The following is a 19954-nucleotide window of genomic DNA, read 5'->3' as shown; positions in this document are numbered from 1 at the left end:
AGGGTGGAACCGCGGGAGAACTCTCGTCCCTATGTTTGCGGCTGGCAAGCATAGAGACGGGAGTTTTTTGATTGCCGCCGCACTTGTAAAAGAATGGAGAAAGTGGAGGTGCTTGAAATGAACATTCAAGATATGATTTTAACCTTGCAGAAGCACTGGTCTAATGAAGGCTGTGTGCTCATGCAGTCGTATGATGTGGAGAAAGGCGCAGGCACAATGAGCCCGTATACATTTTTACGAAGCATCGGACCCGAGCCGTGGAAAGTGGCTTACGTTGAGCCTTCCAGACGGCCTGCGGACGGACGGTACGGAGAAAACCCGAACAGGCTTTATCAGCATCACCAATTCCAAGTCATTATCAAGCCGTCGCCTGATAACATCCAGGAGCTTTACCTAGATTCATTGCGCGCTCTCGGTATTGATCCGCTCGAGCATGATATTCGTTTCGTAGAAGACAACTGGGAAAACCCGTCTTTAGGCTGTGCGGGCCTTGGCTGGGAAGTATGGCTTGACGGTATGGAAATCACCCAGTTTACGTACTTCCAGCAGGTGGGCGGAATTGAATGTAAACCGGTGTCTGTTGAGATTACGTACGGCATTGAGCGTCTTGCGTCTTATATTCAGGATAAAGAAAACGTCTTTGATCTTGAATGGACATCAGGATTCACAGTGAAAGATTTGTTTATGATGGCTGAATATGAACATTCCGTTTATACATTTGAAACATCAGATGTGGATATGCTTTTCCATTTGTTCAGCACTTACGAAAAAGAAGCGATCAGACAAATGGATAACGGCCTTGTGCATCCGGCCTATGATTATGTGCTGAAATGCTCTCACACATTTAACCTGCTTGACGCAAAAGGCGCAATCTCAGTGACAGAGCGGACGGGTTATATCGGACGGGTCCGCAACTTAGCGAGAAAAGTAGCAAAAACGTATTATGAAGAACGGGAAAAATTAGGGTTCCCAATGCTTAAAGAGGAGGGCTCTTCCCATGAGTAAACAAGATTTGCTTTTAGAGATCGGACTCGAGGAAATGCCGGCGCGTTTTTTACATGACAGCATGGTGCAGCTCGGTGACAAACTGACCGGCTGGCTGGCTGAAAAAAATATTGCCCACGGTGAAGTGAAACTTTTTAATACACCGAGACGTCTGGCAGTATATATAAAAGACGTAGCAGAAAAACAGGCTGATATTCAGGAAGAAGCAAAAGGACCGGCGAAAAAAATCGCTCTGGATGCTGACGGAAACTGGACAAAAGCCGCTATCGGTTTTTCCAAAGGCCAAGGCGCCGGAGTGGATGACCTGTATATTAAAGATGTAAATGGCGCGGAATATGTTTTCGTCCAAAAATTCCAGGCGGGACAAGAGACGAAAACACTTTTACCGCAGCTGGAAAACTTGATTACCGGAATGCATTTCCCGAAAAACATGCGCTGGGGCACACAGGATCTGCGTTATATCCGTCCGATCAAATGGATTGCCGCTCTCTTCGGAAAAGACGTCATTCCGTTTGACATCACGAACGTAGAGACGGGCCGGAACACACAGGGACATCGTTTTCTCGGCCAAGAAGTATCTGTTGATGCACCGTCATCATACGAAGAGCTGCTGAAAGAACAGCACGTCATTGCCGACCCGAAAGTGCGCAAACAAATGATTCAGGGGCAGCTGGACGCGCTTGCAAACGAAAAGAAATGGAATATTCCGATAGATGAAGATCTGCTGAACGAAGTCAATCATCTGGTGGAATATCCGACAGCGCTTTACGGCTCTTTTGAACCCGAGTTTCTTTCTTTACCTGAAGAAGTGCTTGTGACAACCATGAAAGAGCATCAGCGCTACTTCCCGGTAAAAGATGAAAACGGGAATCTGCTGCCTCATTTTATTACGGTAAGAAACGGGAACAGCCATGCCCTTGAAAATGTTGCCCGCGGAAACGAGAAAGTGCTGAGAGCAAGACTTTCAGATGCTGCGTTCTTCTACAAGGAAGACCAAAAGCTGAACATTGATGAAAATGTGAAGAAACTAGAAAATATTGTTTTCCATGAAGAGCTCGGTTCCCTCGGGGATAAAGTAAGAAGAGTGGTCACCATTGCGGGTAAACTAGCCGTCCGCCTAAAGGCTGATGAACAGACGCAAAAACGTGTGAAGCGCGCCGCAGAGATTTCTAAATTTGACCTTGTTACACATATGATTTATGAGTTCCCTGAGCTTCAAGGCGTCATGGGAGAAAAATATGCGCGCATGCTCGGTGAAGATGAAGCCGTCGCTGCCGCGGTAAATGAGCACTACATGCCGAGAGCGGCCGGGGGAGAGGTGCCTTCAACCTTTACCGGTGCGGTCGTGGCATTAGCCGATAAACTGGACACGATTGCTTCCTTCTTCAGCATTGACGTGATCCCGACAGGTTCTCAGGATCCGTACGGATTGCGCCGTCAGGCAAGCGGCATCGTTTCCATTCTGATCGACCGCAACTGGGGCATCTCTTTTAAAGAACTGCTGTCATTGACAGAAACGGAAAAAGAAAATGAGCTTCTTGATTTCTTTACACAGCGTCTGAAATACGTCTTAAACGCTGAAGACATCCGACATGACGTGATTGAAGCCGTTCTGGACAGCACGGAGCTTGAACCTTATGCAGCTGTTTCTAAAGCAAAAGTGCTTGAGAAACACCTCGGCACACCTGGATTGAAAGAAACGGCTGAATCACTGGGACGGGTCATCTCCATCAGTAAAAAAGGCGAGAGCCGTGATATCAAGCCGGATCTGTTTGAAAATGAACAGGAGAAAAAGCTGTTTGACGCTTATCAAAAAACAAAAGACAGCGTCGCGGAAAGCTTTGCCTCTAAAAACTATGTACAGGCGCTGGCCGCGCTCAGCGGATTAAAGGAGCCGATCGAAGATTACTTTAATCACACGATGGTCAATGCGGACAATGAAGCATTAAAAACCAACCGTTTAGCGCAAATGACTGCACTTGCAGATGTGATCAAGTCTTTTGCTAATATGAATCATCTTATTGTAAAATAAAGAAAAAGACGGTTGCTGTGTGATCGGCAATCGTCTTTTCCCCTTTTACATAAACATCACAGAATGAAAAACATAGATAATGAAACCCTTCCATAAAGGTGGTGAGTACGATCGAATTAAATAAACGGCAAGAACAAATTTTACAAATTGTAAAGGAAAACGGCCCGATTACCGGAGAGCATATTGCAGAACAGCTCAATTTAACAAGAGCCACGCTGCGGCCGGACTTGGCCATACTCACCATGTCAGGCTTCTTAGAGGCCCGTCCCCGGGTCGGTTATTTTTATACCGGAAAAACGGGAAATCAGCTGCTTGCGGATAAACTGAAAAAGCTGCAAGTGAAAGATTTTCAATCGATCCCTGTTGTCATCAATGAAAACGTCTCGGTATACGATGCCATCTGCACCATGTTTTTAGAAGATGTCGGCACGTTATTTGTCGTAGATCGTGATGCTGTCTTAGTCGGTGTGCTGTCACGCAAAGATTTGCTGCGGGCGAGCATCGGCCAGCAGGAACTTGCCTCAATACCGGTTCATATTATTATGACCAGAATGCCGAATATCGCCGTCTGCCGGCGTGACGATTATGTGATGGACATCGCCAAATATTTGATTGAGAAACAGATCGATGCCCTGCCCGTTATTAAAGATACGGATAAAGGCTTTGAGGTCATCGGCCGCTTTACCAAAACGAATATGACCAAGATACTTGTCAGTTTATCAGAGAATGAAATCATATAAGCTTGAAAACTAACGGGGGGATAACATGGACAATCGCATCATTTATGTAGTATCAGACTCAGTCGGAGAAACCGCCGAACTCGTTGTAAAAGCCTCGCTCAGCCAGTTTAATGGCTCAGCCGATGATACGCATATCAGAAGAATACCTTATGTGGAAGATATCGGCACCATTAATGAAGTCGTGTCTCTCGCCAAAGCGGACGGCGGCATTATCTGTTTTACGCTCGTTGTTCCTGAAATGCGCAAATACTTAGTTGAACAAGCGGAAAAAGCGAATGTGATGTACTACGATATTATCGGTCCGCTCATCGACAAAATGGAAACAGCCTACGGTCTGACGGCGAAATATGAACCGGGCCGCGTCCGCCAGCTTGATGAAGATTATTTCAAAAAGGTCGAGGCGATCGAGTTTGCCGTTAAATATGACGACGGCAGGGACCCAAGAGGCATTTTAAAAGCCGATATCATCCTGCTTGGCGTATCAAGAACGTCTAAAACCCCATTATCTCAATATCTTGCCCATAAGCGCCTGAAAGTGGCCAACGTGCCGATTGTACCTGAAGTCGATCCGCCGGAAGAACTGTTCAGCGTTGATCCGAAAAAATGCATCGGGTTAAAAATCAGCCCTGATAAACTGAACCATATTCGAAAAGAACGGTTAAAATCTCTCGGCTTAAATGACAAAGCCATTTACGCTAACATCAACAGAATTAAAGAAGAGCTGGAGTATTTTGAGAAAATCGTGGATCGGATCGGCTGCCAAGTCGTTGACGTTTCGAACAAAGCGGTCGAGGAAACAGCGAACATCATTCATCATCTGAAAACAAAGGGCCGATAACTCAGGACGCTTTATCCTGGGTTTTTGGGTATGCAAATAGGGAATAAACAAAAAGGATGGCATCTTCGCGAAGTTTGTATTATAATAAAAAATTGTGATAAAATGTTTATTTTTAGGTTTAAGCTTAGTGTGATACGAATAAACTATTACGGGTAAGATGTCAAGAATAACTCCCGGAAATTTTTCGACAAAGACTCAAAATAGATCCGCAGTCATGGAGCATATGCGATTTCGCTTGTTTTTATGCAGGAGATTGATGGAGGGATGGAGAATTAGTCTTCTAAATGAAAAAGAAAAGACGATTTTTGTCGATGCAGACGCATGCCCCGTAAAAGAGGAAATCTTGCTCATTGCATCGCAATTCAGCGTTCGTGTTATTTTCGTCGCATCATTTGAACACTACCAGCTTTCCAGAAGCAAAGACGAGAACTGGATATACGTTGATCCTCATAAAGAAGCGGCAGATTTATACATCGCAAACCATGTGAGATCGGGAGACGTCGTAGTCACGCAGGATATCGGTTTAGCATCTCTTCTGCTGAACAGAAATATCGCCGTCTTATCGGAAAGGGGCCGTTCTTATACTGAAGACACGATTGACTTCGCTCTGATGAGCCGTCATATGTCGGGCAAAATGAGAAGAAGCGGCATCTATTCCAAAGGACCTAAAAAATTAAATAAAGAAGATCGGAATCGATTTGTTACCCTGCTTAAAAAAATCCTGTCGAATGATGAAGGGATTTCAAATCAAAACATCGAATAATGTACGACGGAGTGTTATAAGATGGGAAACCGCATACCAGATGAAGTAGTTAATCAGGTGCAGCAGTCAGCAGACATTGTTGAAGTCATAGGTGATTATGTCCAATTGAAAAAGCAAGGCCGCAACTACTTTGGGCTCTGTCCGTTTCACGGTGAAAACACGCCCTCGTTTTCCGTCTCCAGTGATAAGCAGATCTTTCATTGCTTCGGATGCGGAGCGGGCGGGAACGTTTTCTCGTTCTTACGGCAGATGGAAGGCTATTCATTTACGGAAGCTGTTTCTCACCTTGCTGATAAATATCAGATTGATTTCCCTGATGATATAACGATTCACTCTGCATCCAGGCCGGAATCTTCCGGAGACCAGAAGATGGCGGAAGCTCACGAGCTTCTGAAGAAATTTTACCATCATTTGCTAATGAATACAAAGGAAGGCCAGGAAGCGTTAGATTACCTTTTATCAAGGGGTTTTACGAAAGAGCTCATAGATGAGTTTGAAATCGGCTACGCGCTGGATTCCTGGGATTTCATGACGAAATTCTTGAAAAAGCGCGGTTTTGAGGAAGAACTGATGGAGAAAGCGGGTCTGCTGATCAGAAGGGAAGATGGCAGCGGATATTTTGACCGTTTCAGAAACAGAATCATGTTTCCCATTCATGATCATCACGGAGCCGTGGCGGCTTTTTCAGGAAGGGCGCTCGGAAGCCAGCAGCCGAAATATATGAACAGTCCGGAAACGCCGCTGTTTCATAAATCTAAGCTGCTGTACAACTTCCATAAGGCCCGCCTGCCGATCAGGAAAGAGGAGAGAGCCGTTCTGTTTGAAGGCTTTGCGGATGTCATTTCCGCCGTCAGCTCAGGCGTAAAAGAAAGTATCGCCACAATGGGGACGTCGCTCACCGAAGAGCATGTGAAAATCCTGAGAAGAAATGTTCAGGAGGTCATTCTCTGCTACGATTCGGATAAAGCCGGGTACGAAGCTACGCTGAAAGCGGCCGACCTGCTTCAGAAAGCTGATTGTAAGGTAAGAGTAAGCATGATGCCTGACGGTCTTGATCCTGATGACTATGTCAGAACCCGGGGCGGAGAAAAGTTCAAGACAGATATCATTGATGCAAGCGTTACGGTCATGGCTTTTAAAATGCAATATTTCCGCAAAGGGAAAAACTTATCTGACGAAGGAGACCGGCTCGCTTACATGAAAGAAGTGCTGAAAGAAATCAGCGCTCTTTCAGGGTCGCTTGAGCAGGAAATGTATGTGAAGCAGCTCGCCTCCGAATTTTCTCTTTCGGTAGAATCTTTGACTGAACAGCTTTCCATCTATGCCGCCCAAAACGCCCCTGGCGGCAAAAACGCCGAACCGCAGCCAAGACGGGCCCGGGTGACGACAAAAGCGAAACGGCGCCGTCTCCGTCCCGCCTATGAGAATGCGGAAAGACTTCTTCTCGCTCATATGCTGAGAGACCGAAACGTCATAAAGAAAGTGATTGAGCGTGTCGGCTTTGAATTTAACATTGACGGACATCGTGCGCTGGCAGCATATCTGTACGCTGTTTATGAAGAGGGCGCTGAAATGACGCCGCAGCATCTTATGGCGAGAATGCAGGATGATGAAATCAGCCAGCTGCTTTCAGATATAGGGATGCTCCAAATAAACGAGGAGCTCTCAGAGGCCGAGTTATCCGATTACGTAAAAAAAGTGTTGGATCACCGAAAATGGTCAATGATAAAGGAAAAAGAAGCAGAACGAGCGGATGCAGAGAGGCAGAAAGACTTTGTGAAAGCTGCGTCTCTGGCTCAAGAAATTGTCGCATTGAACCGATCATTAAAATAACATCAAAAAAGAGGCTTGCGTTCTCTTGGCAATGATTCCTTGCGGAGGAGCAAATAGATCGCTTAACCTCATCATGAATTGTCACTTATTATCCGCTGCCCTGCATGCTGAAAAAGAGAGAAGGCTCCCGGGACGGATAAGAAACATACCGCTTTTAGAATTCGTTGCAAGCTTTGGAAGGAGGGATCCATAATGGCTGATAAACAAACCCACGAGACAGAAACAGAACTTACACTGGATCAGGTAAAAGACCAGCTTACTGAAACCGGAAAAAAACGTGGCGTTTTAACATATGAAGAAATTGCTGAACGCATGTCCAGCTTTGAAATTGAATCAGACCAAATGGATGAGTATTATGAATTTTTAGGAGAACAAGGTGTTGAATTAATTAGTGAGAATGAAGAAACGGAAGATCCTAATATTCAACAGCTTGCCAAAGCCGAAGAAGAATTTGACCTTAATGACCTCAGCGTACCGCCTGGCGTAAAGATCAATGATCCAGTCCGCATGTACCTTAAGGAAATCGGACGGGTAAATCTTCTTTCTGCTAAAGAAGAAATCACCTATGCTCAAAAAATTGAAGAAGGTGACGAAGAATCTAAACGCAGATTGGCTGAAGCAAACCTTCGTTTAGTTGTCAGCATTGCTAAACGGTATGTCGGCCGCGGCATGCTTTTCTTAGACTTGATTCAAGAAGGAAACATGGGTCTCATGAAAGCCGTCGAAAAGTTTGACTACCGTAAAGGATATAAATTCAGTACGTATGCGACTTGGTGGATCAGACAGGCGATTACACGCGCCATCGCTGACCAGGCGAGAACGATCCGTATCCCGGTTCACATGGTGGAAACGATCAACAAATTAATCCGTGTGCAGCGTCAGCTTCTTCAGGATCTGGGCAGAGAGCCGTCACCGGAAGAGATTGCTGAAGACATGGATCTTACGCCTGAAAAAGTTCGTGAAATATTAAAAATTGCCCAAGAGCCTGTTTCTTTAGAAACGCCGATCGGTGAAGAAGACGATTCACATCTCGGTGATTTCATTGAAGACCAGGAAGCGACGTCTCCGTCGGATCATGCGGCATATGAGCTTTTGAAAGAACAGCTGGAAGATGTGCTGGATACGTTGACGGATCGTGAAGAAAATGTGCTGCGTCTCCGTTTCGGTCTGGATGACGGACGAACAAGAACGCTTGAAGAAGTCGGCAAAGTGTTTGGAGTAACGAGAGAGCGTATTCGCCAAATAGAAGCAAAAGCGCTTCGTAAATTGAGACATCCCAGCAGAAGCAAACGTCTGAAGGATTTTCTCGAATAGAATGGAACGGGTCTGTTGATCCGTTCTTTTTTACGTATAAGATATATGGATAATATACCTTTATTTTACTGGATAAGCATGTGTTTTGCAAATGGGTTCGGAAAAAATGCGGCATGTCCTGAATAGAGGGAAAGCGGGATAAGTTAATTTATATTCCTTATTGTAAGCGTATACAATTCATTATACAATAGAATAAAGACAATTTTGGGTAAACAAAACAGTTATTTTTGTTTATGTATAAATTGTGAAATCAATGAATTTGCTTAATGAGACCATTTACATTTTGTAAAAATAAGTTAGAATTAGAAGTGTTTACATAGGGGGAGAATGAAAAAGGGGGATGGAGATATGAAGTGGAATCCGCTGATTCCTTTTTTGCTCATCGCAGTTCTGGGAATAGGGCTGACTTTCTTTCTGTCAGTAAAAGGGAATGGAGATGCGCATCAGATCGCAAGCGGCGGTGAAAGCAAAAATGCCGAAAAGGAAACTGCAAACGCTTCACCTGAAGAGATTTATAAAGCGAACTGCATCACCTGTCACGGGGAAAACTATGAAGGTGTCTCAGGTCCGAGCTTAAAAGGCGTCGGCAAAAGAAAAGATGTCGCTGCGATTAAAACGAGAATTGAAAAAGGCGGCAACGGGATGCCAGCCGGCCTTGTCCCGGCCGAAAAGCTGGATGACATGGCAAAATGGGTTTCTGAGATTAAATAACGCTTTACCTGTCCCTATATAAAAGACATATGAAAAACTCTATCCGCCGCTTGGATTCCGGGCGGTTTTTTTATATGATAGTAAAGGAAAAAGAACCTGAGAAAAGTTGTGATATTGTGAATGAAATGAAGTTATCTAAAAGATTGCAGTCTGTAGCGGAATATATCCCTCCGGGTGCCCTGGTGGCTGATATCGGGTCAGACCATGCGTATCTCCCCTGCTATGCCGTTTTGAATCATCTGGCAAGCCGCGCAATCGCCGGTGAAATTACAGACGGGCCGTTTCTATCCGCCAAACAGCAGGTGGAAAAACTGGACTTAAGCGCTCTTATCTCCGTAAGGAAAGGTGACGGGCTGAGCGTCCTTGAAAAGGGGGAAGCGGACGCCATTACAATCGCCGGCATGGGCGGAGCGCTGATCGCTCATATTTTGGAGTCCGGAAAAACAAAACTGACGGGGCGTGAACGGCTGATTCTGCAGCCGAATATTCATGCCGTTCATATAAGAGAGTGGCTTTATCAGGAAGGCTATGAACTGATTGACGAAGTGATTCTCGAAGAAGACGGAAAGTGTTATGAAATACTCGTCGCGGAAACCGGCGACCGTGATGCGCCGTACCGGGACACCACGATGGCTGCCGGAATGCTTGCCGGTCCGTTTTTGTTAAAAGAAAAGAGTGAAGTGTTTCTTCGGAAATGGACCCAGGAACTTAAGCATACTGAACAAATTTATGAACAGATTAGCCGCAGCGCAAAGAATGAAAACCAGGAAAAATTAGTTGAACTGAAAGAGCGGATCTTACTGCTGAAGGAGGTAATCGGACATGCCTAAACATGTGAACGGACAGGAAATCATCCAGCTGTTTGAACAATTTTCACCGAAGGCTTTTGCGGTGGAAGGAGACAAAATCGGCCTGCAGATCGGCACATTGAATAAGCCGGTGAAAAACGTCATGGTCACGCTGGATGTTTTGGAACAGACGGTGGATGAAGCCATTGAAAAAAAGGTTGACTTAATTATCGCTCACCATCCGCCGATTTTTCGGCCGCTTAAACAGATCACCACTGATCAGCCTGGCGGAAGACTGATTGAGAAATGTATAAAGCATGATATTGCCGTATATGCGGCTCATACGAATCTTGATGTGGCGGACGGCGGTGTTAACGATCTGCTTGCGGAAGCTCTCGGCCTGACAGACACAGAGGTGCTCGTTCCGACATATTCGGACCCGCTGAAAAAGCTTGCCGTGTATGTGCCGAAAGACTATGAAGAAGCTGTAAGAACCGCACTCGGCAATGCCGGAGCGGGACATATCGGCAATTACAGCCATTGCGCATTCTCTTCTGAGGGAATCGGCAGCTTTAAACCGCTGGAGGGGGCAGACCCGTTTATCGGACAGACGGGAGAGCTGGAACTCGTCCATGAAGTGAGACTTGAGACCGTTTATCCGGCCAGTATGGAGAAAACCATCATAAAAGCGCTGAAAAAAAGCCATCCGTATGAAGAGGTGGCGTATGATATTTATCCGGTGGAGCAGTCCCCGCTTGAAAAAGGACTCGGCCGCATTGGAAAACTTCAGCAAGACATGACGCTTGAAGAGTTTGCGCTGTTTGTGAAAGAAAAATTTGACGTTAACGGAGTCCGGATGGTCGGAGAGCGAACCAGCAAGGTGAAAAAAGTCGCAGTGCTTGGCGGTGACGGAAATAAATATATTTACCAGGCTAAGAGGAAGGGTGCAGATGTTTACGTGACAGGCGACCTTTATTTCCATGTAGCGCATGATGCGATGATGATGGGGTTAAACGTCGTGGACCCGGGGCATTATGCTGAAAAGATCATGAGAAAAGGCACGGCTGAGAAGCTTACGGCAATGGCCGGGGAGAAAAATTACGACGTGCGTATTTTCGCTTCCGAAACAGACACAAATCCATTTACCTTCCTATAAAAAAACTGAGGCCCGGGGCCTCAGTTTTTTATTTTTACTTTCGGAAGGATTTTTTTGAGCGGCACATTGTGCTCAAGCTGCCATGTGGATTCATCGTTATGGTCAAACTGCTCTAAAAACCGGATGACTTCCTTTGTAATCGGTGTCGGTGTTGAAGCGCCCGCGGTAACGGCGACGGTATTGACGTCTTTGAGCCATTCGAGCTTCAGTTCACTGATGTCTCCGATGCGGTAGGCTTTTGTTCCGGCGATTTCTTCTGACACTTGAGCCAGCCTGTTGGAGTTATTGCTTTTCGGATCGCCGACAACAATGGTTAAGTCCGCTTTTTTTGCCTGCTCTGAGACAGCTTCTTGACGAACCTGTGTAGCCAGGCAGATTTCCTGATGATATTCAACGTGCGGGTACTTTTCTTGGACTGATTCCATAATATCATGGACGTCCCACTGGGACATGGTCGTTTGGTTTGTAACGATTAATTTCTCAGCCTGAATATCGAGGTTTCTCACGTCTTCCTCTGTTTCAACGAGATGAACGATTTCAGGGGCGACGCCGACGGCTCCTTCTGGTTCGGGGTGGCCTTTTTTGCCGATATAAATGACGTGGTAGCCTTCTGCTTTTACTTTTCGGATTAAGTCATGTGTTTTCGTGACGTCCGGGCATGTGGCGTCAATCGCAACAAGCCCTTTTTCCTCAGCGGCTTTTCTTACTTCCGGAGATACTCCGTGTGCGGTGAAAATAACGGTTCCTTTTTCCACCTGCTTTAAAATCTCCAGACGGTTAGTGCCGTCAAGCGTGTAAATTCCGTCTTCTTCAAACGCATCTGTGACATGCTTATTATGAACGATCATTCCGAGTATATATATAGGTCTTGGCAAATTTTTATCGAGTGCCGCGTTTTTGGCTATGACCATGGCATCAACAACGCCGTAACAATAGCCGCGCGGCGAGATTTTGATAACGTCCAATTAGATGTCCTCCTATCAAAAGTGAGTGTAGAGGCAATATAAAAAGCCGTAGTTAAACGGCTCAAATCTTGCATTCTTCTGATCTCATTATAGCTAATCTTTCGTGAGATATCAAAGAATGTTAAATATATAATTTCGGCTTTGATCTGCCCGATGTTCTTTTTGGACGCGGCTGTTCCGCTGATGCTGCTTCAGTTTCGTCTTTTTCTTGTGAAGCGGATGCTTTTTCAGATGTCTTCTTTGATGTTTTAGATGAGGCGTCTGATTTGTTTTCACCTTCAGTTTCGTCGGTTTTTTCATCTTCATCCTTTTTGTCCTGTTCGGCTGTTTCTTTTGTCTCGCCGGATTCACTATCTTCATTCTCATCATCGCTGCTGCTTAATTGACTGTAAAGCTTCATCATGGCTGGCAGATTCCGCACTAAAGGGCCGTACTGCTGGATCATCGGCGTAACCTGCTGCGCCACGCCGAGCACCTTCTGAACATTGCCGAGCATGCTCGACAGGGATGCCGGACTTGCCAGACTCTGAATTCCCTGCAATCCCTGCAGGCCTGCGCCTGCTCCTCCGCTGGCCGCTGCCGGTGCGGACCCGGCAGCGCTTCCTCCTGATCCGGGTAAAAAACGGGAAAGCATTCCTTTTAAGCCTCCTCCGCCTGTGCCTGCGTTTCTCAAACCTGCTCCGGCCATCTGCTGCTGAGGGAAAAACTGCCGGCCCTGCTGCATCATCTGCCGGCCCAGCAATGACGGTCTGCCTCTCATCATCATCCGCGGGTTCATCAACGGCCGGCCCTGCTGCGCCATATTTCTCATCGGCTGCTGTGGAAACATACTTGTACCTCCTTTCTGTCTCTCTGCTATTACAATATGCATCGGAGGGGGCATTTGCTTTTCTGTCCAGAAAACAGGATTCCCCCAAGACATGGTGTTTTTAAGTAAAATCGGTTATAATGTGATGATGGACACAGAATGTGCCGCTTTAAGGAGCTGGGAAAAATGAAAGAAACTAAATTTGATGGATACAACTTAAAACCGTTTATTATAGATGCAGTTCACCGCCTTGGTTTTTATGAACCGACAGATATTCAAAAGCGGCTGATACCTGCTGTATTGAAAAACGAAAGCGTGATCGGGCAGTCCCAGACGGGGACGGGAAAAACCCACGCCTATTTATTGCCTATTCTGAATCGGATTGATTCGGATTCTGATACGGTGCAGGCTGTTATCACGGCGCCGACGAGAGAGCTTGCCAATCAGATTTATCAGGAAGCGCTCAAAATCACACAGGGTGCCGAGGACGGGCCGATCCGGACAAAATGCTTTATCGGCGGAACGGACAAGCAAAAATCAATTGATAAGCTGAAAACACAGCCACATCTCGTCGTCGGAACGCCGGGCCGGATTGCGGATCTGATTAAAGCGCAGGCATTGAACGTCTATAAAGCGCAGTCTCTCGTCATTGACGAAGCTGATCTGATGCTTGATATGGGCTTTTTAGAAGACGTTGATTACATCGGATCCCGTATGCCGGAACAACTGCAGATGCTTGTTTTCTCAGCTACGATTCCGGAAAAGCTGAAGCCGTTTTTGAAAAAGTATATGGAAAATCCGAAATACGCTCATGTTGAGCCGAAAAGGATCACAGCCGAAAAGATTGAACATGTTTTGGTTCCTTCTAAACAGCGTGATAAAGACAAACTGCTTTTTGATATGATGTCGAATCTGAATCCTTATCTGGGCATCGTGTTTGCCAATACGAAAAACACGGCTGACCATATTGCGAAATACCTGACCGAAAAAGGCATGAGAGTCGGCCTTCTGCACGGGGGATTAACACCGCGTGAACGCAAAAAGGTAATGAAGCAGATTAATGATCTGGAATTCACTTATGTCATTGCGACAGATCTTGCGGCAAGAGGAATTGACATTAAAGGCGTAAGCCATGTCATCAACTACGAGCTTCCGGACGATCTGGATTTTTATGTTCACCGCGTCGGAAGAACCGCACGCGCCGGTTCATCAGGCCAAGCACTGACTATATACGAGCTTTCTGACGAAGATGCGCTCGCAAAACTCGAAAAGATGGGCATTGTGTTTGACTATGCGGAGCTTGTAAACGGGGAATGGAAGAAAGGCGATGACCGCCACCGCCGTAAAAATCGAAAAAAGACGGCAAATGAGGCTGACCAAATGGCGAAACGCCTTGTGAAAAAGCCGAAAAAAGTAAAGCCGGGCTATAAAAAGAAAATGAGCTACGAAATGGAAAAAATCAGAAAGAAACAGAGAAGAAACCAATCTAACAGAGGAAAGTAGGGGGAATCGGGTTGCTGAAAATAGGTTCACACGTCTCAATGAGCGGAAAACATATGCTCCTTGCCGCAAGCAAGGAAGCCGTTTCATACGGGGCGAACACATTTATGATATATACGGGCGCTCCCCAAAATACGCGCCGCAAAAAAATTGAAGACTTGAATATTGAAGCGGGCCGCGCCCATATGAAGGAAAACGGCATCGGTGACATTGTCGTGCATGCGCCGTACATCATTAACATCGGAAATACGACAAACCCGGCAACATTTGAGCTGGGCGTTGATTTTCTGCGTTCTGAAATTGAAAGAACGGCAGCGATCGGCGCGAAACAGATCGTGCTTCATCCAGGAGCGCATGTCGGAGCCGGTGCTGAAACGGGCATCAAAAAGATCATTGAAGGATTAAACGAAGTGATTGATCCGGGCCAAAGCGTCCAGATTGCGCTGGAGACAATGGCGGGCAAGGGGTCAGAATGCGGAAGAAGTTTTGAAGAGCTTGCCGAGATCATTGCGGGCGTCACACATAATGAACATCTTTCCGTCTGCTTTGACACTTGTCACACCCATGATGCAGGATATGATGTTGCCAATGATTTTGACGGCGTTCTTAATGAGTTTGATAAAATCGTCGGCATCGACCGGATAAAAGTCCTTCATGTGAATGACAGCAAAAATATCAGGGGAGCCCGTAAAGACCGTCATGAAAACATCGGGTTCGGAGAGATCGGTTTTGACGCTCTGCAGTACATTGTTCATCACGAGCAGCTTGCCGATATTCCGAAAATCCTCGAAACACCTTATGTTGGCGAAGACAAGAAAAATAAGAAGCCGCCGTACCGTTTTGAAATTGAAATGCTGAAAGAAAAGCAGTTTGACAAGGAGCTTCTTGAAAAAATATCAGCTCAATAAAAAAGGAGGGGGAATTGCCCCTCCTTTTTTACCCTGAGAATTGATTGAAAAGTTCGTCAACTTTCCGAGCCGTTTCTTTTGAGGTAATCGTTTCCACTTTTTTCAGCAGGCGAAGCCGCTCCTGTTCATCAAAAATATTGATGTTTTTTCCGTGCATCAGAGCCGCTACCTCAGCCGCTTGACTTCTCGTAATGCTGATTCCGTATTGCTTTGAATATTTCAGCAGGTCGTCCGCAGTGGCTTGATTGAGCCGCTGCAAAATGATTCTTTGTATTAAAATCATCGATACTTTCACCTCTTTAGACATAATGTATTGAGCAAATTATTAAAATGTTACAGCTTTTAATGGTAAAATGAAGTTGCTTACTGTTTAAAATAGTTATTACAGGAAAGGAGATTTTATGACCCCAAATAAACAGCACAAAAAAGAATCATTTTTACACTTTATCTTCAGGGTCATCATGATTCTGATCGGGGCGGGTTCAGCCGCCGTAAGTATTGAATTGTTTCTGGTCCCTAATAATTTTATCGACGGAGGCATTATCGGTGTTTCATTAATTTTAGACCACCTCTTTATGTCCAATCCCCTCCTCAATTTCGCCTTATTCGTTGTGTTACTCAACATTCCATTTATGATTTTCGGATATAAATATATCGGAAAAACATTTCTCATCTCTACGGTTATCGGAATCGTCGGTTTAGCGCTGATTGAATCCTCCTTGCACCATGTGGAGGCCTTTACGACCCAGCCTATTTTGGCGACGGTATTCGGCGGGCTTTTGCTCGGTTTCGGGGTAGGCCTTGTCATCCGAAACGGAGGCTCGATGGACGGTACTGAAATACTCGGTATCCTTCTCACAAAAAAGCTGCCCTTTTCAGTCGGAGAATTCGTTATGCTCATCAATGTGTTTATTTTTATTTGGGCCGGTTTTGTGTTCGGTCCGGAGCAGGCGATGTATTCTTTCATGACTTATTATATTGCCATGAAAACGATTGACGCCGTCATCCAGGGTCTCGATGAAACAAAAGCGGTCATTATTGTGGCAGACCAGTATGCGGAAATTTCAGACGCGATCTTGCACCGGCTTGGAAGGGGAACCACCAAGCTTCAGGGAAAAGGCGGATATACGGATGAAACCAAAGAAGTCATTTACGCGGTCGTGACAAGGCTTGAAGTGACAAAGTTGAAATCCATTGTGTTTGAAATTGATAAAAACGCATTTATTACGATCATGAATACCCATGAAACGAGGGGCGGTAAGTTCAAAACCGCGATTCATTAGGCTTTCGTTTACTTTTCGTCATTTTATAGGTATAATTTTATACAGCATAAGAAAATGGCCTGCTGTTCAGTCAGCTGCCATTTTCTTTTTGGAGCGATACCGTGTTGTAAAGGGGAGGTCCTCATGAACGTCCAAGAAGCGTTGAACCTGCTGAAAGAAAAAGGGTATAAATATACGAGTAAGCGGGAAGACATGCTGCAGCTTTTTGCTGATTCTGATAAATATCTGACGGCCAAAAACGTGCTTGCCGCATTAAACGACGACTATCCGGGTTTGAGCTTTGATACCATATACCGAAATCTTTCGTTATATGAAGAACTCGGTATTTTAGAAACGACGGAGCTGTCCGGGGAAAAACTGTTCCGATTTACATGCTCTTATACCCATCACCACCACCATTTTATCTGTTTAACCTGCGGGAAGACGAAGGAAATTGAGTCCTGTCCGATGGATAAGCTTCACGATGATTTGGAAGGGTATGAAATCAGCGGTCATAAATTTGAAATTTACGGCACCTGTCCGGCGTGCCGATAAAAAACCTCCTGTATAAGCAGGAGGTTTTTTCAGCTTCTGACATGCTGAAGACTGTGTTTGTTTTTATTGATCCAGGCGACGGCTTCAAGCCAATTCTGCACCCTGATAATATTGGAATCGGTGGGGAGCTGGTTATAAGGGGAATCAAAAAGGATAACCGGAATGCCTGCTTCTTTTGCGATCATTGTCGCGTTGCCGTGGTGATCTTCGAAAAACAGGTCAATGCCGTGTTTTTTGACGGCCTCCACTTTGTGATGACTCCCGACAAGCTCAATGTGATCGTAATGAACGTCCCGGTTTGCAAACCAGTCCAGCGTGACATCTTCTAAGTGGCTGCGTCTTGCCGTAATGTAAATGAGACGATGCTCTTCTTTCAGTCCGTCCAGCGCCTGCTTCGCAAATTCCGCGAGCTGCGCTTCTTTATATATGGCTGCTTCATGAACATTCATCCATTCCCAAAACTCCTCAGCTGTAATGTTCAAAAGCTTGGTCAGATCATAATCAGTCATATCATCCAAGGTAATGGAAAGATGAAATGAGCGGTTTAAATAAGGGACAAATGTATCCTGTGCCGTAACCGTGCCGTCAATATCTATACCTAACCGTAACATGTCCACACTCCTATATTTTCATCCCTTCAAGTGTAACATAAACAATTGACAATACCAGCAAAGTTTAGCAAACATGATTCCGTAAAAAACGCGGAAACTAAAAAAGCTCCTTTCATAAAAGAAAAAGGGGGAATTGAAGGTGGCATACGATTACGAAAATCGAAAAGGCAACGACTACTATGTGGATCATGGATCGGAAGGAACGGATATCACGCGTGATGTTTATTCAGAAGAGACAGCGGCCGAAATTTCAGAGCCATATCGTGCTTCTGACCGAGCAGCAGACCGCGATGATAACCGGGACGGAGTAAGCGAAGGCCGGGGTATAGGGTATGCAGCATTGGCTATTTCTATCATCTCCCTGTTCGTGCTCCCAGTTTTATTAGGGGCATGCGGCATTATCGTCGGCTATATCGCCAGAAGAAGAGGAGCGGGCGCTCTAGGCGGCTGGGCGATGGGAATCGGTATTGTTTCCCTTGTGCTGGGCATCTTCATTACACCGTTTTTCTAACACGCAAAAAAAAGCTTGGCGGATTATCCGTCAAGCTTTTTGTGTTTCTTGTTCTGCTTTTGCTTTTTCTGCTTCAAGCTTTGCGTAGTGTTCTTCTGCCAGCTTGTCGATTTCTTTTTTCAGCTCTTCGACCATTGTTTCTTCAGGGACTTTGCGGACGATTTGGCCTTTGCGGAAAAGAAGTCCTTCGCCGCGGGCGCCGGCAATACCGATATCGGCTTCTCTTGCTTCGCCCGGTCCGTTAACGGCGCACCCGAGAACGGCTACTTTAATCGGCGCTTTGACTTTAGAAATGTATTCTTCGACTTCATTTGCGATGCTGATGAGATCAATTTCGATCCGTCCGCATGTCGGGCAAGAAATAAGCGTAGCCGCGTTTGAAGCGAGACCGAATGATTTCAGCAGCTCTCTGGCTACTTTTACTTCCTCAACAGGGTCGGCGCTCAGGGAGATCCGGAGCGTGTTTCCGATTCCTTTGCTTAATATCGCTCCGAGTCCAGCCGCGCTTTTTACCGTTCCTGCAAACAGCGTGCCTGATTCTGTAATCCCAAGGTGGAGCGGATAATCAAATGCTTTTGACGCTTTTTCATATGCTTCTATGGCGAGATTGACGTCAGACGCTTTCATGCTGACGATGATGTCATGAAAATCAAGGTCTTCCAGGATTTTTATATGATGAAGCGCACTCTCAACCATGCCGTCAGCAGTCGGATAGCCGTACTTTTCAAGAATTCGTTTTTCCAATGATCCCGCGTTTACGCCGATCCGGATCGGAATTCCTTTTTCTTTAGCCGCTTTTACGACCGCTTCCACTTTTTCACGGCGGCCGATATTACCGGGGTTGATTCTGATTTTGTCGGCGCCGCCCTCAATTGCTTTTAATGCGAGCTTGTAATCAAAATGAATATCGACAACGAGAGGGATGGAAATTCGTTTTTTGATGTCGGCAATTGCGTTCGCCGCGCGTTCGTCAGGGCATGCCACCCGGACAATTTGGCAGCCGGCTTCGGCTAAACGGTTGATTTCCGCCACTGTTGCTTCTACGTCGTGTGTTTTGGTCGTCGTCATACTTTGGATGACGACTTCGTTATTTCCGCCTATTGTTAAAGGTCCCACTTTGACGGGACGCGTTTTTGTACGATGTGTGATTTCACTCACTTGTCAATCGCTCCTTAATTGTAGTTACCGCTTCTGCAGGCTGAGCCTTTTACATGTCAGGCAACTTCTATTTACATATTATATTGTAACAGTGTATTTGCCGAACTGACAAGAAATTAACGTTTAATTACGGTAGACGGGGAATTTATAAGCGGTGCCCGCCTGAATGGCGTTTGCTTTCACATTCGGATTCAGCGCTTCAAAATCTTGTACAATATCATCCGGCGCTTTATGTGCGCCGACGATCGACATTACCGTATCACCTTTTTTGACCGTAACCGTTCTGTATGATGTTTCCTGATTTGCAGGCTGAGCCGCCGCAGCGTATGCAGGAAGGCCTTGAGAAGGGATCGTGCCGATTTTAAGATCATAAAAGATAATAAATATCACAAATAAACTGCCGAATACAAAAGTAAGCCGCTTCATTCCAACCGCCTCCCGCATACATGTTTACTTCATTGTATGCTTGTCCCATTTTGTTCATGACAAAAAAGAA

General features: G+C 45.7%; 21 protein-coding genes. 15 read left to right on the top strand and 6 right to left on the bottom strand.

All coding sequences use genetic code 11. The features are described from left to right. Positions 1-117 precede the first annotated feature (117 nt). The 10 genes from glyQ to AADZ70_RS07760 all read left to right on the top strand — a co-directional run bounded on the left by glyQ (position 118) and on the right by AADZ70_RS07760 (position 11180). A complete protein-coding gene (glyQ, locus tag AADZ70_RS07805; RefSeq protein WP_016938921.1) occupies positions 118-1005 on the top strand; it encodes a glycine--tRNA ligase subunit alpha in 888 nt (295 codons plus the stop codon). Then, positions 998-3037, top strand: coding sequence for a glycine--tRNA ligase subunit beta (gene glyS / locus AADZ70_RS07800; RefSeq protein ID WP_342007955.1), 2040 nt, complete (start codon positions 998-1000; stop codon positions 3035-3037). The genes glyQ and glyS overlap by 8 nt, the downstream gene beginning before the upstream one ends. 101 nt (positions 3038-3138) lie before the next feature. Continuing rightward, a complete protein-coding gene (gene ccpN, locus AADZ70_RS07795) occupies positions 3139-3777 on the top strand; it encodes a transcriptional regulator CcpN (protein WP_003152989.1) in 639 nt (212 codons plus the stop codon). Positions 3778-3802: 25 nt separating this feature from the next. Continuing rightward, positions 3803-4615 carry a pyruvate, water dikinase regulatory protein gene (locus AADZ70_RS07790; RefSeq protein ID WP_016938923.1) on the top strand — a complete coding sequence of 271 codons (813 nt, stop codon included), beginning with the start codon at positions 3803-3805 and terminating at the stop codon, positions 4613-4615. Positions 4616-4871: 256 nt separating this feature from the next. Further along, a complete protein-coding gene (locus AADZ70_RS07785; protein WP_045926739.1) occupies positions 4872-5378 on the top strand; it encodes a YaiI/YqxD family protein in 507 nt (168 codons plus the stop codon). A gap of 21 nt (positions 5379-5399) precedes the next feature. After that, entirely contained in the window at positions 5400-7211 is a 1812-nt protein-coding gene (dnaG, locus tag AADZ70_RS07780; protein ID WP_188154566.1) for a DNA primase, read from the top strand. A 192-nt stretch (positions 7212-7403) separates the two neighbouring features. Then, a complete protein-coding gene (gene rpoD / locus AADZ70_RS07775) occupies positions 7404-8525 on the top strand; it encodes an RNA polymerase sigma factor RpoD (RefSeq protein WP_016938926.1) in 1122 nt (373 codons plus the stop codon). A gap of 348 nt (positions 8526-8873) precedes the next feature. After that, positions 8874-9236, top strand: a complete 363-nt coding sequence (gene cccA / locus AADZ70_RS07770) for a cytochrome c550 (RefSeq protein ID WP_016938927.1) — start codon at positions 8874-8876, stop codon at positions 9234-9236. 182 nt (positions 9237-9418) lie between these two features. Further along, a complete protein-coding gene (locus AADZ70_RS07765) occupies positions 9419-10066 on the top strand; it encodes a tRNA (adenine(22)-N(1))-methyltransferase TrmK (protein ID WP_231937490.1) in 648 nt (215 codons plus the stop codon). Continuing rightward, positions 10059-11180 carry a Nif3-like dinuclear metal center hexameric protein gene (locus AADZ70_RS07760; RefSeq protein WP_016938929.1) on the top strand — a complete coding sequence of 374 codons (1122 nt, stop codon included), beginning with the start codon at positions 10059-10061 and terminating at the stop codon, positions 11178-11180. Before AADZ70_RS07765 ends, AADZ70_RS07760 begins: the two co-directional genes overlap by 8 nt. A 20-nt stretch (positions 11181-11200) precedes the next feature. On the opposite strand, the gene AADZ70_RS07755 is transcribed toward AADZ70_RS07760, so the two are convergent. Next, positions 11201-12145, bottom strand: a complete 945-nt coding sequence (locus AADZ70_RS07755) for a 4-hydroxy-3-methylbut-2-enyl diphosphate reductase (protein WP_016938930.1) — start codon at positions 12143-12145, stop codon at positions 11201-11203. A 121-nt stretch (positions 12146-12266) separates the two neighbouring features. Further along, positions 12267-12974 (bottom strand): VrrA/YqfQ family protein, encoded by a 708-nt coding sequence (vrrA, locus tag AADZ70_RS07750; protein WP_342007954.1) that lies wholly within the window; start codon positions 12972-12974, stop codon positions 12267-12269. A 165-nt stretch (positions 12975-13139) separates the two neighbouring features. Between vrrA and AADZ70_RS07745 the strand changes: the two genes are divergently transcribed. Both AADZ70_RS07745 and AADZ70_RS07740 read left to right on the top strand, forming a co-directional pair. Beyond that, the gene (locus tag AADZ70_RS07745) at positions 13140-14456 is read left to right on the top strand and encodes a DEAD/DEAH box helicase (RefSeq protein WP_049627031.1); all 1317 of its coding nucleotides are present in this window, start codon (positions 13140-13142) and stop codon (positions 14454-14456) included. An 11-nt stretch (positions 14457-14467) separates the two neighbouring features. Further along, positions 14468-15361, top strand: a complete 894-nt coding sequence (locus AADZ70_RS07740) for a deoxyribonuclease IV (RefSeq protein WP_016938933.1) — start codon at positions 14468-14470, stop codon at positions 15359-15361. Between the two features lie 28 nt (positions 15362-15389). Here AADZ70_RS07740 and AADZ70_RS07735 read toward each other — a convergent pair whose 3' ends face one another. Beyond that, complete coding sequence (locus AADZ70_RS07735; protein ID WP_047475611.1) at positions 15390-15644, bottom strand: DUF2624 domain-containing protein; 255 nt, start codon at positions 15642-15644, stop codon at positions 15390-15392. Between the two features lie 118 nt (positions 15645-15762). Here AADZ70_RS07735 and AADZ70_RS07730 point away from each other — a divergent pair, with 118 nt between their 5' ends. Both AADZ70_RS07730 and AADZ70_RS07725 read left to right on the top strand, forming a co-directional pair. Continuing rightward, a complete protein-coding gene (locus AADZ70_RS07730) occupies positions 15763-16644 on the top strand; it encodes a YitT family protein (protein ID WP_016938935.1) in 882 nt (293 codons plus the stop codon). Between the two features lie 123 nt (positions 16645-16767). After that, positions 16768-17178 (top strand): Fur family transcriptional regulator, encoded by a 411-nt coding sequence (locus AADZ70_RS07725; RefSeq protein ID WP_003153018.1) that lies wholly within the window; start codon positions 16768-16770, stop codon positions 17176-17178. A 29-nt stretch (positions 17179-17207) separates the two neighbouring features. Here AADZ70_RS07725 and AADZ70_RS07720 read toward each other — a convergent pair whose 3' ends face one another. Further along, positions 17208-17789: a nucleotidase gene (locus AADZ70_RS07720; RefSeq protein WP_016938936.1), complete on the bottom strand. Its 582-nt coding sequence runs from the start codon at positions 17787-17789 to the stop codon at positions 17208-17210. Positions 17790-17922: 133 nt separating this feature from the next. On the opposite strand from AADZ70_RS07720, the gene AADZ70_RS07715 reads away from it, so the two are divergent. Continuing rightward, positions 17923-18300: a DUF308 domain-containing protein gene (locus AADZ70_RS07715; protein ID WP_087920773.1), complete on the top strand. Its 378-nt coding sequence runs from the start codon at positions 17923-17925 to the stop codon at positions 18298-18300. Positions 18301-18330: 30 nt separating this feature from the next. On the opposite strand, the gene ispG is transcribed toward AADZ70_RS07715, so the two are convergent. Both ispG and AADZ70_RS07705 read right to left on the bottom strand, forming a co-directional pair. Then, complete coding sequence (gene ispG / locus AADZ70_RS07710; protein WP_173363136.1) at positions 18331-19449, bottom strand: flavodoxin-dependent (E)-4-hydroxy-3-methylbut-2-enyl-diphosphate synthase; 1119 nt, start codon at positions 19447-19449, stop codon at positions 18331-18333. 132 nt (positions 19450-19581) lie between these two features. Beyond that, positions 19582-19884, bottom strand: a complete 303-nt coding sequence (locus tag AADZ70_RS07705; protein WP_016938938.1) for a LysM domain-containing protein — start codon at positions 19882-19884, stop codon at positions 19582-19584. Between the last annotated feature and the right edge of the window lie 70 nt (positions 19885-19954).

The sequence above is a fragment of the Bacillus sp. YBsi01 genome, from assembly GCF_038406745.1.
Classification (GTDB): domain Bacteria; phylum Bacillota; class Bacilli; order Bacillales; family Bacillaceae; genus Bacillus; species Bacillus siamensis.
The sequence above is the reverse complement of the archived record's forward strand: the minus strand, read 5'-3'. Positions and strand labels throughout refer to the sequence as shown.

Bases quoted from the DNA above. Each gene is read 5' to 3' on its own strand.
- cccA (WP_016938927.1), top strand. From the start codon at position 8,874: ATGAAGTGGAATCCGCTGATTCCTTTTTTGCTCATCGCAGTTCTGGGA.
- AADZ70_RS07745 (WP_049627031.1), top strand. From the start codon at position 13,140: ATGAAAGAAACTAAATTTGATGGATACAACTTAAAACCGTTTATTATA.
- AADZ70_RS07705 (WP_016938938.1), bottom strand. From the start codon at position 19,884: ATGAAGCGGCTTACTTTTGTATTCGGCAGTTTATTTGTGATATTTATT.
- AADZ70_RS07785 (WP_045926739.1), top strand. From the start codon at position 4,872: ATGGAGGGATGGAGAATTAGTCTTCTAAATGAAAAAGAAAAGACGATT.
- AADZ70_RS07790 (WP_016938923.1), top strand. From the start codon at position 3,803: ATGGACAATCGCATCATTTATGTAGTATCAGACTCAGTCGGAGAAACC.
- AADZ70_RS07730 (WP_016938935.1), top strand. From the start codon at position 15,763: ATGACCCCAAATAAACAGCACAAAAAAGAATCATTTTTACACTTTATC.
- AADZ70_RS07725 (WP_003153018.1), top strand. From the start codon at position 16,768: ATGAACGTCCAAGAAGCGTTGAACCTGCTGAAAGAAAAAGGGTATAAA.
- rpoD (WP_016938926.1), top strand. From the start codon at position 7,404: ATGGCTGATAAACAAACCCACGAGACAGAAACAGAACTTACACTGGAT.
- vrrA (WP_342007954.1), bottom strand. From the start codon at position 12,974: ATGTTTCCACAGCAGCCGATGAGAAATATGGCGCAGCAGGGCCGGCCG.
- AADZ70_RS07760 (WP_016938929.1), top strand. From the start codon at position 10,059: ATGCCTAAACATGTGAACGGACAGGAAATCATCCAGCTGTTTGAACAA.
- AADZ70_RS07735 (WP_047475611.1), bottom strand. From the start codon at position 15,644: ATGATTTTAATACAAAGAATCATTTTGCAGCGGCTCAATCAAGCCACT.
- AADZ70_RS07720 (WP_016938936.1), bottom strand. From the start codon at position 17,789: ATGTTACGGTTAGGTATAGATATTGACGGCACGGTTACGGCACAGGAT.
- glyS (WP_342007955.1), top strand. From the start codon at position 998: ATGAGTAAACAAGATTTGCTTTTAGAGATCGGACTCGAGGAAATGCCG.
- dnaG (WP_188154566.1), top strand. From the start codon at position 5,400: ATGGGAAACCGCATACCAGATGAAGTAGTTAATCAGGTGCAGCAGTCA.
- glyQ (WP_016938921.1), top strand. From the start codon at position 118: ATGAACATTCAAGATATGATTTTAACCTTGCAGAAGCACTGGTCTAAT.